Annotated in this window: 11 protein-coding genes; 5 read left to right on the forward strand and 6 right to left on the reverse strand. The window is 62.9% G+C overall.

The annotated features are described in order from the left end of the window. Positions 1-63: 63 nt before the first annotated feature. Genes AC3WJU_RS09775 through AC3WJU_RS09790 form a run of 4 tightly spaced genes read left to right on the forward strand, consistent with a single transcriptional unit; the run spans position 64 to position 4525 of the window. Positions 64-1434 (forward strand): ABC transporter substrate-binding protein, encoded by a 1371-nt coding sequence (locus tag AC3WJU_RS09775; protein ID WP_492259743.1) that lies wholly within the window; start codon positions 64-66, stop codon positions 1432-1434. Positions 1435-1492: 58 nt separating this feature from the next. Further along, on the forward strand, positions 1493-2461 hold the full coding sequence (locus AC3WJU_RS09780) for a carbohydrate ABC transporter permease (protein WP_492259744.1): 969 nt from the start codon (positions 1493-1495) through the stop codon (positions 2459-2461). After that, on the forward strand, positions 2458-3315 hold the full coding sequence (locus AC3WJU_RS09785; protein WP_492259745.1) for a carbohydrate ABC transporter permease: 858 nt from the start codon (positions 2458-2460) through the stop codon (positions 3313-3315). Before AC3WJU_RS09780 ends, AC3WJU_RS09785 begins: the two co-directional genes overlap by 4 nt. Before the next feature lie 43 nt (positions 3316-3358). Beyond that, positions 3359-4525, forward strand: coding sequence for a serine hydrolase domain-containing protein (locus AC3WJU_RS09790; RefSeq protein WP_492259746.1), 1167 nt, complete (start codon positions 3359-3361; stop codon positions 4523-4525). On the opposite strand, the gene AC3WJU_RS09795 is transcribed toward AC3WJU_RS09790, so the two are convergent. Beyond that, positions 4522-5541 carry a LacI family DNA-binding transcriptional regulator gene (locus AC3WJU_RS09795; protein ID WP_306959085.1) on the reverse strand — a complete coding sequence of 340 codons (1020 nt, stop codon included), beginning with the start codon at positions 5539-5541 and terminating at the stop codon, positions 4522-4524. The two genes, AC3WJU_RS09790 and AC3WJU_RS09795, sit on opposite strands and share 4 nt — an antisense overlap. Before the next feature lie 122 nt (positions 5542-5663). After that, entirely contained in the window at positions 5664-7169 is a 1506-nt protein-coding gene (locus AC3WJU_RS09800; protein ID WP_492259747.1) for an FAD-dependent oxidoreductase, read from the reverse strand. 251 nt (positions 7170-7420) lie between these two features. Between AC3WJU_RS09800 and AC3WJU_RS09805 the strand changes: the two genes are divergently transcribed. Further along, the gene (locus tag AC3WJU_RS09805; RefSeq protein WP_306959083.1) at positions 7421-8065 is read left to right on the forward strand and encodes a TetR/AcrR family transcriptional regulator; all 645 of its coding nucleotides are present in this window, start codon (positions 7421-7423) and stop codon (positions 8063-8065) included. Between the two features lie 39 nt (positions 8066-8104). Here the strand turns inward: AC3WJU_RS09805 and AC3WJU_RS09810 are convergent, their stop codons facing one another. The 4 genes from AC3WJU_RS09810 to AC3WJU_RS09825 all read right to left on the reverse strand — a co-directional run bounded on the left by AC3WJU_RS09810 (position 8105) and on the right by AC3WJU_RS09825 (position 12155). After that, entirely contained in the window at positions 8105-9235 is a 1131-nt protein-coding gene (locus AC3WJU_RS09810) for an EAL domain-containing protein (RefSeq protein WP_492259748.1), read from the reverse strand. A 139-nt stretch (positions 9236-9374) separates the two neighbouring features. Further along, positions 9375-10193 carry a class I SAM-dependent methyltransferase gene (locus AC3WJU_RS09815; RefSeq protein ID WP_492259749.1) on the reverse strand — a complete coding sequence of 273 codons (819 nt, stop codon included), beginning with the start codon at positions 10191-10193 and terminating at the stop codon, positions 9375-9377. A gap of 9 nt (positions 10194-10202) precedes the next feature. Further along, entirely contained in the window at positions 10203-11741 is a 1539-nt protein-coding gene (locus AC3WJU_RS09820) for a putative bifunctional diguanylate cyclase/phosphodiesterase (RefSeq protein ID WP_492259750.1), read from the reverse strand. A gap of 39 nt (positions 11742-11780) precedes the next feature. Continuing rightward, on the reverse strand, positions 11781-12155 hold the full coding sequence (locus AC3WJU_RS09825; RefSeq protein ID WP_306959079.1) for a DUF7793 family protein: 375 nt from the start codon (positions 12153-12155) through the stop codon (positions 11781-11783). Between the last annotated feature and the right edge of the window lie 148 nt (positions 12156-12303).

Genomic DNA, 12303 nt, shown 5'->3' on the forward strand with positions numbered 1-12303 from the left:
CAGAGGATGTGCCGCCGGGCACAAACCTCGGGCCTGGAGTACACGACGAAGGAGTCACCCGCTATGACAGTTAGTACCCTCCGTTCAACCCCGCGTCCGCGGCTGCGAGGCATCGCAGCAGGCGGGCTTGCTGCGCTCGTCTCAGTCGCTTTGGCGGCTTGCGGCGGACCATCGGTGTCGGATTCGCCCTCGGAAGCATCGAACATTTCTGCTGGATCGGGTACGGGCACCCTGAAGGTCTGGGCCCTGGACGGCCAGTCCGCAGAGAACACCGCGATCCAGAAGATCGTCTCCGACTTCGAATCCAGCCACCCGGACATCAAGGTCAAGATGCAGTTCCTGCCGGCCGACTCTTTCGCGAAGGCCCTGCAGACCTCCAGTCCTGCTGATCTTCCCGATGTCCTTGAAGTGGACGGACCGCAGATCGCGAACCTGGCCTACGGACAGAAGATCGCTCCACTATCGGACTACGTCTCAGCGGCCACAGTGCAGAACCAGACCGACGCCGTCAAAGGCCAGAACACCGTGGACGGGAAACTCTACGCCGTGAGCATGATGAACTCCGGTCTGGCCATGTGGGGCAACAAGAAGCTGCTCGACAAAGCTGGCGTGACGATGCCCAAGAGCGCGTCTGAAGCCTGGACGGCAGACGAATTCACCGAGGTCCTCAAGAAGCTCTCCGCCGTGGTGCCGAACGGAAAGCCGCTCGGCATCGCGGAGAACAACGGACTGAGCTCCGAATACGGCATTTACGGCTTCTCTCCGGTCCTGTGGTCTGCCGGCACGCCGATGATAGCCAACGGCAAGGCCTCCGGTGCGCTTGATTCGGACACTGCGGTGGGTGCCCTGAAGAAGTTCGCCTCGTGGAAGCAGTTCACCAACCCCGACGGCGACGGCACGGCCTTTCAGTCCGGCCAGGTGGCGCTGAACTGGATGGGCAACTGGATGTACCCGGCCTATGACAAGGCACTCGGGAACGACCTCGTCGTGGGCCCGCTGCCCAACTTTGGCAAGGGGGCAAAGACCGGTTCCGGAACGATCGCATGGAGCCTTGGAGGGCACACGAAGAACGGGGCGGCAGCGGGCAAATTGCTTGACTTCCTCATGAGCGACCCCGTCGTTTCCACGTACACCGCAGCTAACGGGGCTCCGCCGGCGACGAAGACCACAGCCGCATCCTCTCCGCTTTACGGAGCAGGCAAGCCCCTGGCTTTCCTGCGGGACCAGCTCGACGCAGCTTGCCCCACCGAGGATCGGCTGACCCAGCAGTGCGTTGCCGTTTCGCGGCCCGTAACGGCGGGTTACCCGGTGGTGACGTCATCGTTCGGCAAGGCTCTTACCGCCATCTGGGGCGGGGCCGACGTGGCTGCAAGTCTCCAGGCGGCTGCACGTGCGATCGACCGCGATTTCGCGGACAACAACAACTACAAGTGATCGCTACCGTACGGGGTGGGCTTGCCTACCCCGTACGGCGACCGTCGAAGGCAAGGTTATGACTCTTCTTATTCGATCCCAGGCCGGGCGGACGGCGCCGCCGCCCACCCAGCGGCGAAGGCGACTCTCGTCCCATTCGATCATGGGCCCCGCGATGGCAGCTCCCGCGCTCATCCTTCTCGCTGTTTTCCTCGCCATTCCGTTCCTTGGTGCGATCGCGATGTCGTTCTACCGGCTTCAGCTCAATAGCACCCGGGCCCCACGATTCATCGGGCTGGAGCAATATTCAAGGCTCTTCGCCGACCCTGACATCAGCGCAGCCTTCCTCCATTCGCTAGGCAACAACTTCACCTTCGCGGCCGTGGTGGTGCCCGTCCAGACGGCGCTCGCCCTAGGACTCGCGCTTCTGGTGAACGGCAAGCTCCGTGGCATGGCCGTGTTCCGCACAATGTTCTTCATGCCGCTCGTCTTCCCGCTGGCCCTGGTTGCCGTCGTGTGGCGGCTCATTTTCGCACGGGATGACCACGGTCTGCTGAATTCCGCAATCTCCCTGTTCACGGGCGGTTCCATCGGTCCGCACGATTGGCTTGGAAGCAGCGCAACTGCCATGGGGGCGATCATCGTGATGTCGATTTGGCAGAGCGTGAGCTTCCAGATGATCATCCTCCTCGGAGGACTGCAAGCTGTTCCTCATGACCTATATGAGGCTGCGTCCCTGGACCGCGCTGGACGATGGAGTCAATTCCTGCACGTTACCGTGCCCGGAATTCGAAACACCCTCATCTTCGTGGCCCTGCTGACCACGGTCTTCTCTTTCCGCCTCTTTGACCAGGTGTACCTTCTCGGCCAAAGCGGATCCGTTGACATCGAATCGACCCAGACAATGATGTACCAGGTCATCACTACTGGCTATGACCAGAACAACATCGGCCAAGGCGCAGCCATGGCCGTGGTCTTCCTCGTCATTGTCACCATCGTCGCCGTCATCCAACGCCGGCTTGTCCGTCAGGAAGGAAGCATCCGATGACCCGCGTCCGAAGCATCAAACGGTCCCGGCTGCTCTCGACGACCGGGCGCTATGTCCTGCTGGTCTTCTTCGGCCTGATCTTCTTCGTTCCGGTCTACTACTTGTTGGTTGGAAGCCTCAGGCCTGGTGACAAGGTCCTGGGCGGCCTGAGCGCCTTGGTTCCCTCGGACCTGTCGCTCGACAACTATGCCGGCGTGTTCAACCGGTTCTCAAACGACACCACAGGGTATGTGTGGCAATTCGCTGGGGTCTCCCTGGCGGTGACCGCCATTGTTGTACTCGGAGGCCTCCTGGTGAACTCGCTCGCCGGCTATGCGCTGGCACGCATGAAGTGGCGGGGACGCAACATCGTGCTCCTCCTGGTGACCATCATGACAATCATCCCGTTCGAGGCGGTGGCACTGCCTCTTTACTACATGCTCTCCGGTCAACGGAACACACTATACGTCCAGGCCCTGCCGTTCCTGGCCAATGCGTTCTCGATTTTCCTCTTCTACACGTACTTCCTCAGCATCCCCGTGGAAGTGGAAGAAGCGGCAACGATCGATGGGGCCGGACCGGTGCGGACACTCTTCCAAGTGGTGGCACCCATGAGCCTGCCAGCTTACGCGACGGTAGCCATTCTGACCTTCCTGGGCCAGTGGGGCCAATATCTTTGGCCAGTACTCATGATTACCGACACCAAACTCCGGCCCCTTCCGCTTGAGCTGAGCGTTTTCCAAAACGCGCAGCCGCCGGAATGGGGGCCAGTGCTAGCGTTCGGAGTCCTCTTCGTGTTGCCGGTGCTTGTTGTCTTCCTGATCTTCCAGAGATCCTTCGTCGCCAGCGTGGCAAGTTCCGGCGTTAAGGGCTGAGCTTTCGCGCCCCGATTCCGCCAAATCCGAGGAGAAAATGCACATGAATGAAGTACATGGGTTCGTGGCCGATGGCTTCGGCCCGGTGGCCGATGCCTACCGTAAAAGCGTCGGTGACGGCGAAGGCGGCTCTGCGCTGAACATCAGGGTCGGCGGTGAGACGGTCGTCGACCTGTGGGCCGGCCTCGCCGACCGGCACGAGGGGAGACCTTGGGCACGTGATACGCCTACGGTGATCTTCTCCTGCACCAAAGGCCTCATCGCGGTCCTTGTTGCCATGCTCGTTGGCCAGGGCCGGCTCGGGCTGGACAGGCCGGTTGCCGATTACTGGCCGGAGTTCGCGGCTGCCGGCAAGGAGGCGGTCACAGTCCGTCAGCTCCTGAGCCACCGCGCCGGGCTTGCCGCGCCCCGCGAAGACATCAGTCTCGAGACCGCGCTCGACTGGCCCTCGATTGTATCCGTCCTGGCCACGCAGGAGCCGCTGTGGAAACCTGGAACGGCTTATGGCTACCACGCGCTGACTTACGGCTGGTATGTAGGAGAGGTCATCCGCCGCATCACGGGTACCAGCGTGGGCTCGTTCTTGCAACAGTCCGTAAGTGGTCCGTTGGGCGTCGACGCGTGGATCGGGGTACCGCCGTCGGTGGAGCCGCGGGTAGCCCGACTCCTTGCGGGGGACTCTATCCGGAATCCGCCAGCGAGCGGCACCCGCCAACCAAGTGAGGACGACCTCTTTTGGGCAGGTCGGGCGATGACGCTTGGAGCAGCGTTCCCGCCCGAGCTGGTTGTGGCTGGCGCGGGATTCGACTCGCCCGAGGTGCATCAGGCCGAAGTTCCGGGGGCAGGCGGTATCGCAACCGCCGCTGGCCTCGCCACGATCTGGTCGGCGATGGTAGTTCCGACGGAGGGCATCGCCCTCGTGGAGAGCGATGTCGTCAATGACATGACCCAGGTCCAGAGCGAGGGGGAGCCCGTTTGGTGGCTTCCGGGCCCTTACCCCCGGTGGGGAACTGGCTTCATGCTCTCGTCCGAGCGACGGGAGTTCCTCACCTCATCTTCGTTCGGGCACGACGGGGCGGGCGGTCAGGTCGCTTTCGCAGATCCCGTTCATAAGGTCGGCTTTGGATACGTCACAAACACCCTCGAAAACCAAGACGATCCCCGGGCGACATCCATCGTGCGCGCCCTGCGAAGAATCATGGAAGCCTAGCGAATGACCGATGAACGCTCGATCAGCGGCATCGGAACCAGCCGCTCGCCTGGAGCCGCATCATCGGATAGGAGCAAACGGACGGCATCCCTGCCCATCTGTTCGTGGGGGAGGGCAACCGTAGTGAGGCCAGGACGCAGATACGAGGCCAACTCGTCGTTATCGAAAGACACGATCGAAATATCGTCCGGAATCCGAAGACCTTTCTCCTGAAGCGCCTGATAAGCGCCGAACGCGAGCCGGTCGTTCATGCATAGCAGGGCGCGGACGCCCGGGTGCCGGCGGAGGATCTTCTTCGCCGCGGCATAACCGGGATCCGCGTCCCAGAGCCAGACTGATTCCCAGACGGAGACATCAATGCCGTTTTCGGCGAGGGCATCCTTGATGCCCTCCACGCGGCGATTGACGGCGACCGAACGGAACAGGCCTTGCTCAGCTTCTTCGGAGTACCCGAGCACGGCCACCCCCTCGGTGATCCCATGGCGCGCGAGTACTTCCACCGCGGTCTTCCCCCCGGTGTACTCGTCGGACAGCACACTGACAGCGTGCCCCTGGCTGGTGGCGTTCAAAAGAACTGAACGCGTTCCGGCAGGCAGTTCGGGGATGTAAAGCTCTCGAGCGCGCATGGAGGCGAAGACGATTCCGTCTACCTGCCTATCGAGCACGGCCTCAAGGGCCGAGGCTTCCAATTTGGCTTCGCCTCCGGTTTCGAGCACAAGCATGACATGATCGGCGGCTCCCGCTGCCGCAAGTGCACCTTCGATCAGGCCGCTTGCGAATCTGGTGGTGGCAACGCGGTCCGATATGAAACCGATGGTCCGCGTCTTCTGCGTCCTCAAACCTCTTGCCGCAACGTTGGGGCGATAGTTCAGTTCGGCCGCGGCCGCGAGCACACGCTCGTGCGCATCCTTGGACAGCCGGGTATCGGGACGCCCATTGAGGATCATCGAGGCGGCGGTGGTGGAAAGCCCGGCGAGCTTTGCAACATCCGCCAAAGTAACGCGCTTGGGTACCATTCATCCTCCTTCAGGACAGCACGCGCACCCGACCAGAAAGAAGGTGCCTCCTTAGTATATTTGCTAAATCCATTCATCATGGATGGCGATTCCACGGGGCGCCAATTTTCCCCGTCAACCCCCTACTGCAACTTGAACAGATTGTGCGTCGCCGGCCCCTCCAGCAGCTTGCCTGCCGCAGAGTAACGGGAACCGTGCAGGGGGCAGTCCCAGGACTTCTCGGCGTCGTTCCAGTGCAGGATCCCGCCAAGGTGCGCGCATTCCGCCGACACCCTGCACACCACGCCATCCACCGTGCAGATAGCCGCGGGCTTCCCGTGGAAAAGTCCCGTGACGCCCGTGCCCTCGGCGGGGTGGGTTTCCTCCGTGATGGCCGGCTTCTCCTTCAAGGCAGCCTTGTCCCGGAAATTCTGCTGCTGGGTCTCCAGGTTGAGCGAAATCGTCGACGCTGCGCCGCGGGGACCTGTCACCCGGTGGTGGATGATGCGGGCCCACTCCAGCTTTTCGCCACGGATATCGGCGGTGATATCCAGCGCCGCCGCAACACCGTTTGTCATGCCCCACTTGTTGTAGCCGGTGCCGAAGAAGATCTTCCCGTGGCCCCGGGGGAACCGGCCGAAGAACGGCATGAGATTCCCGGCTTGGTAGTCCTGGGCAGCCCACGTGTGCGTCACCTCGGCGCCCGGATAGTGCTGTTGGGCCCAGCCGAGCAGCTCATTCACGTGCACCTGCGTCGACGGCGCCCGGCCGCCCGCATGCCCGAACCCGCCCACCAAAAGCAAGGTCCCGCCGTCGGGCATTGGATAGTCCCTCAGCGAGCGGGTGGGCGGCTCGGCGGAAAGGTACATTCCGGGAGGAGGGCTCATGCCGTCCGGCAGCCGCAGCGCGGCCGCGTACGAGCGGTTAGGCCGCAGCTTCGCGAAGTAGAGCCCGCGGTTCAGGATGGGTGTCCCGGTGGCGAGCACCACGTAGCGGGCCCGGACCTCGCCCTTCCTGGTGACCACCGTCAGGGGATCACCGTTGCGGACGTTCATGACGCGGATACCCTCCACGATGCTGCCGCCGGCAGCCCGGACATCCGCAGCCAGCGCATCCAGGACGTCCATCGGGTTGAACTGCGCCTGCTTCGCAAGCCGCAAGGCGGCGTCGACGTCGAACGGCAACCCGGTCTCGCGGGTGGACTTGACGTTGAGCCCGCACGCCCGGGAAGCGTTGGCCTCAGCGACGAGGTGTTCCGCGCCGGTGGGTGTGGTGGCGAAGGTGTAAGCATCCCGGTACTGGAACGGCACGCCCCGGCCCTCGAGGTATTCGAGCAGCCATTTCTGGCCTGCGCGGTTCGCGTCAACGTAGGCGCGGACCACGTTCACCGAATACTGGTTCCGGAGCCTGGACAGCGTGGTGCCCTGCAAAAGGCTCAGCTTGGCCGTGGTGTTGCCGGTATTGACCGCCCCGATATGCCGGGCCTCGAGGACCAGCACGCTGCTCCCGGTCCGGGCCAGCATGAGAGCCGTGGCCAGGCCCGTGATTCCGGCGCCCACCACGACGGCGTCGTAACTGTTCCCTGGCGTGAATTCATCGGGGCTCACGGCTGCGGAAGCCTCGCGCGCGTCTAGCCAAAGAGAAGTCATAGCAGTCCCACGTCCCTTCAGCCGGGGCGCGGCCCACACCGGAATTAGCGCGGCGGCGGCCCGGTAGTGCCAGAGAACCAGAAGGCCGCAAGAGAAGCAATAGGGGAGCGCACTGGCACCCTACGCAACGCGGGGTCACTTACGGCCCATGTTGCTGCCCGACATGGGCCGTAAGTGACCCCGCGTTGGCGCAAGAAGGGCTATGACAGACCGGTCTGTCTTGGCGGGGTACGAGTAAGATTGCTCTTACCATGAGCACGCCAGATGCCTCGGAAGCACCCGGTCCGTCTTCATCGCCAGCCGGACAAACCACCACCCGTGATGACGCGGTGGATCGAATCCTGGACGCCGCCTACGAACTGTTCTCGCGGCGCGGGATCCGCGCGGTCGGCGTCGACCAGCTCATCGAGCGTTCAGGGGTGGCGAAGGCCACCTTCTACCGCCACTTTCCGTCCAAGGACGATCTGGTTCTTGCATTCCTCGCGCTTCGGGACCAGATCTGGACCGTGGACTTGATCATCTCCGATGCCCGGAGCCGGGGAGACACCGCCGAGGAGCAGTTGCTCGCCATCTTCGACGTCTTCGGGGACTGGTTCCAGCGGGAGGACTTCGAGGCGTGCTCGTTCATCAACGTCCTCCTCGAAATGGGCCGTGAGCATCCGCTGGGGAAAGCCAGCATCGGCTACCTCGCCAGGATCAGGGGACACATCCAGGAGTTGGCAGAGGAAGCCGGGCTGGAACGGACTGAAGAGTTCGCACGCTCTTGGCACATCCTGATGAAGGGCTCCATCATTTCGGCCACCGAAGGCGACGTCCTGGCGTCAAAGCGAGCACAGCAGATGGCAGCCTGGTTGATAGAACAACACCGAGGCCCGGATCGGCCTGTATCTGCCTGAGTTATCCGAAGCGGCGGCCCTTTTGGGGGTTCGCGACCGTCAGCTGCGAGTGGTTCTGCCGCGACCGCCGGGGGAGGCGAGATGCCGGGAGCGCCCGCCCCACTTTGCCCATTCGCTGGGCTGCACCGAGGGCCGCCCAAGGTGATACCCCTCGCCGAGGGTTACTCCCAGATCCGCCAAAGTGGCGAGCTCGTCCTTGGTTTCGATGCGTTGGGCAATCAAGGCCGCCCCGATCTCCCGCGCGAACGCGACCTCGGCCTCGACAAGTTCCTGCCGGAGGGAATCCTGGTTGAGACCCGCAGTCAGATTCCGCTCCAGCTTGATCATCTCCGGCTTGAGCCGAAGGATATGGCTGGCCCCGGCGAAGAAGGAACCCGTGTTTTCGATGGACAGGCGCACGCCAACGCTTCGCAGCGGAGCCACCGCCGCGTCAAGCGAAGCGGCCTGCTCCTGGGGGAACTTCCCGGAAACTTCAAGGATGACCCGCGTGGGAGCCAGCGGAGTTTGCTCGAAAAGCCCAGGAAGACGCGGATCCAGGCAGACCTCGTCGGAAAGTTTCAACGCCACGAAAAGGTGGGGCGGGAGCTTCAGCGCGGCCTCAAGCCCCGACTCCAACGCCGCGAATTCAAGATCCGTTCGGAGCCCCGAGTCCTCAGCCTCTGCGAACCAATAATCGGCAGGGTCCCCGCTGTCGCTCACGAAGCGGGTCAGAGCCTCGGCGCCGACCACGGTGGACGTCGTGAGGTCGAATACGGGCTGGAAGGCGGTCATCAGCATGTGGTCCCGGAGCACCGCCTCAAGACGCGCGCTGCTTGGGTGCTGGCTGATTGCGTGTTGGCTGTTTGCGTGCTGGGACTCCGGCTCGCCTTGGGCGGCCGGGTTGTCCTGTGACTCTGGCTCGTTTTGCGGGGCCGGCTGTTCCGACCTGAGCGAAGCCAAGTGTTCCAGCAGCGCCTCTTCCGGACGCCCAGGGTGGGCAGCAATGTGCCGGCGAAGTTCCTCGCGCACCGCATCTGTTGCTTGCGAAGAGTCCCCTAAGACTTCATCGATGATTTCCAGTACCTGGAGGCGCAGCCCGCGCAACTGCTTGAGGGGCGGCTCCGTAGCCTCCGGACTAGCCGGCATCCCTGAATCGGTCAATGCACGAGCAGACGGTTTGCGCGTCGACATGAATCATTCCTTTGCCTTGAGTTCCGGCTGAGCCCGGGACCTGCAACAAAGCAAACACTACAGCCGAACAATCCGGTCGCCCCGGATTGAAATGAAATCTTCATAGGGATGTAACGCCGCGCTGCGCACCTGGGCGCAGTTACACCCGATTGTGATCTGTTCCGGAATTTTCCGCGCCGGCCAGGAGTGCGTAGTATCCCGGAACCCACTGCGGAAGGCCGCCGGCGTTCATCGGGACCACCTCGATGTTCATCGGGCCGTCCGCAATCAACTGCCAGTCGGAATCCGAAAAGGCACGGTGCCGTTCCTCGGCACCGAAATGCCCGGGCCTGGGAAGGTTCTCCAAGGCGCGCCGCAGTTGCAGGGGAATGCTTTGCCGGGTGGCGCCGAGCTCGGTCAGGTAGCCCAGGCTAGTTCCGCGGAAGTTGGTTTCGGCCAGCAACACCCGGCCTCTGTTCCCGACGGCAGTCCGCAGGTTGGCGGCCATAGCGGCCTGCTTGCCGGGTTTCAGGACGTGGAAGACTCCGCGGACAAAGACGTTGGCGGGCCCCAGCCGCTCCAACAGGACCTCTCCGGCACCTGCCGAAGCCGCATCCAGAACCATGAAGTCGGCATTGTGGACGCCTTCTGCTTCCTTGCGCGCCATCTCGATCGCCCCGTTGGACACGTCGATTCCGAGAACCCGTGGAAACAGGCTGGCAAGCCAGCGCGTGTGGGTTCCGTTGCCGCACCCGACGTCAACTACCGGAAGAGCAGGATCAAAGTGGGCCGCGATCGCGTTGGAGTACTGAGCATGCTCGGCCGCGGAGTCGGAGTCCCAAAGCACATCTCCGGAACGGCCAGTGGTGCGGATTCCGCGCCAGTATCCTTCCCACGCGGTGTCCGGATTTCTCGGTGCCCGGGAAGCGAGGCGTACTACTGTGGGGACAAGCAACATCTGGTCCCAAAGCTTCGACATGCGCTAACTCTACAGACGCCGAACCGGCCGGCGGAGTTGACGCGGTATTTCGGAGGGAGGCCCCGGATAGCCGAAGAAGTAGCCTTGCCCGTAGAGGCAACCCATGGCCTCCAGCTGGGCCGCCTGCTCGGCGGTTTCGATGCCTTCCACGGTTGCGTTGAGCCCCGCAGCGAAAATCAGCTGCAGGATGGCGGAGACGAACTTTTGCTGCCGAGGGTCCAGCTCCATGTCCTTGATGAGGGACTGATCCACCTTCACAGTGTCCGCCGGAAGCGACCTGAGGTAGCTGATTGACGAATAGCCCGTACCGAAATCGTCGATTTGCAGCCCCACGCCGAGCTCCCGTAGCCCGCTCAGGACCTGTTCCTGCACGGTTTCACGCGACATCAATACGGTCTCGGTGATCTCCAAGATCAACCGCCGCGGATCCACGCCATATTTGGCCAGCGTGGCCTTGATGTCCTCCAGCAAGTCGGTCCGAAGCAGTTCGGCGGCGGAAAGATTGATGTGCAGGCAAAAGTCCGTCAGCTCCGGGTCTGTTTGGCTCCAGCGGCTCATTTGGGCAAGACCTTCATGCAGCACCCACCGTCCCAGCTCAAAGATCAAGCCGGTTTCTTCTGCGATGCCAATGAAGCTGCCCGGCATGATGGTTCCGCGCACAGGGTGATGCCATCGGAGGAGGGCTTCCACCCCGATGACGCGGCTGGAAGCCAACTCGACCACCGGCTGATACACCAGCCCCAACTCGCCTCCGGCAACAGCGGTGCGTAGTTCGGCGGTTATTCGCGACCGTTCCTGAACGGCGTCGAGCATGTCCGGGTGGAAGAGTTGGACATTATTCCGGCCCCGAGCCTTTGCCTGGTACATGGCAATATCGGCGTCGCGCATCAGCGCCTCTGCCCGGTCCCCGGGCTTGCCTATGCAAACGCCGATGCTCGCCATCGCCCAGACCGTTTCTATTCCGATGCTCATGCTGTCCTGCAGATACTCCGATGCGCGGTGCGCGATCCGAAGGATCTCCCCTTCCGTGGCCCCGGTAATGAGAATGGCAAACTCATCCCCGCCCAGGCGGGCCACAGTGTCCTGCTCCCTGACGGCCGAGCGGAGCCGTTTGGCAACTTCCACCAGCACGGCGTCACCGGCGCTGTGGCCCAGGATGTCGTTGATGGCCTTGAAGGAGTCCAGATCCAGGAGCAACACGGCCGGGGCTCTTCCGCCGTCCGTGCTGGACAGGGTCGCTTGCTGGATCCGCTCGGTAAGCAGCGTCCTGTTCGCGAGGCCCGTGAGGGCATCTGTCTTGGCCATCTGTTCCAGCTCAACCTGCGTTCGCCGCAACATAGCCGTGCGGGCGGCCACCCGCTGCTCCAGATCCGCATGGATGTGGCCCAGCTCCTCCGCGAGCAGGTTGACTCCGGTGATCACGGCGTCAATGTCATCACGATGCTTCGACGGCTCAATGCGTGCGTCCAGATCGCCGGCAGCCAACCGGACAACGCCGTCAACCAATAGCTGCAGGCGCGGATCCTCAACGCCCTCTCTCGAGGTCACGTATTCTCAGCGGGCAGCAGCAGGAAGCACATCCGGGGCTCAGGAACCCGCATTAAGCCAGTCCAGGGCCTCGCTGCGCGATGTGAAGAAACGGGTGGGGCAAGGCGGGACGTGCACTCCCAGGAAGAAGTTCGCCAGGACCCGGTCAACAGGCGACGAACCCAACAAAGCGATGCGCGAAGCGCCGCAGGGAATGGACCACACACCCCGGGCCTCCCGGCTAACGGAAGCGACCGTGGCCATGTCTACAAGCATTGGATGCTGCTCCTGTTGGCAGAGCTCGTTGACTTTCGCCATGGCCGCCCGCGCATCCTCAACCTCAATGGCGACCCCGCGCTGCCAGCGCAAATGGAGAAGACCGTCGACGCCCAAATCGACACTGGCCTTTTCACCGTCCGAAGTATCCGGTAACACGATCATGTCCTCCCCAGGCAGGCGGCCGAACCCAGCTGCAACTAGTTAACAAGCAGCAATCGCCAACCCCGATAGCGTAGCTCCCCGCGCATTGCTCCTCAAGCCTTCTCAGTGCGCATCGACCGATTTCGAACGGCCCGGGTCTCAA

The sequence above is a fragment of the Arthrobacter sp. FW306-1B-F12A genome, assembly GCF_058781865.1.

What these genes read in the sequence shown, in the direction of transcription:
- AC3WJU_RS09775 (WP_492259743.1), top strand. Translation starts at nt 64, where the DNA reads ATGACAGTTAGTACCCTCCGTTCAACCCCGCGTCCGCGGCTGCGAGGC.
- AC3WJU_RS09780 (WP_492259744.1), top strand. Translation starts at nt 1,493, where the DNA reads ATGACTCTTCTTATTCGATCCCAGGCCGGGCGGACGGCGCCGCCGCCC.
- AC3WJU_RS09785 (WP_492259745.1), top strand. Translation starts at nt 2,458, where the DNA reads ATGACCCGCGTCCGAAGCATCAAACGGTCCCGGCTGCTCTCGACGACC.
- AC3WJU_RS09790 (WP_492259746.1), top strand. Translation starts at nt 3,359, where the DNA reads ATGAATGAAGTACATGGGTTCGTGGCCGATGGCTTCGGCCCGGTGGCC.
- AC3WJU_RS09795 (WP_306959085.1), bottom strand. Translation starts at nt 5,541, where the DNA reads ATGGTACCCAAGCGCGTTACTTTGGCGGATGTTGCAAAGCTCGCCGGG.
- AC3WJU_RS09800 (WP_492259747.1), bottom strand. Translation starts at nt 7,169, where the DNA reads ATGACTTCTCTTTGGCTAGACGCGCGCGAGGCTTCCGCAGCCGTGAGC.
- AC3WJU_RS09805 (WP_306959083.1), top strand. Translation starts at nt 7,421, where the DNA reads ATGAGCACGCCAGATGCCTCGGAAGCACCCGGTCCGTCTTCATCGCCA.
- AC3WJU_RS09810 (WP_492259748.1), bottom strand. Translation starts at nt 9,235, where the DNA reads ATGTCGACGCGCAAACCGTCTGCTCGTGCATTGACCGATTCAGGGATG.
- AC3WJU_RS09815 (WP_492259749.1), bottom strand. Translation starts at nt 10,193, where the DNA reads ATGTCGAAGCTTTGGGACCAGATGTTGCTTGTCCCCACAGTAGTACGC.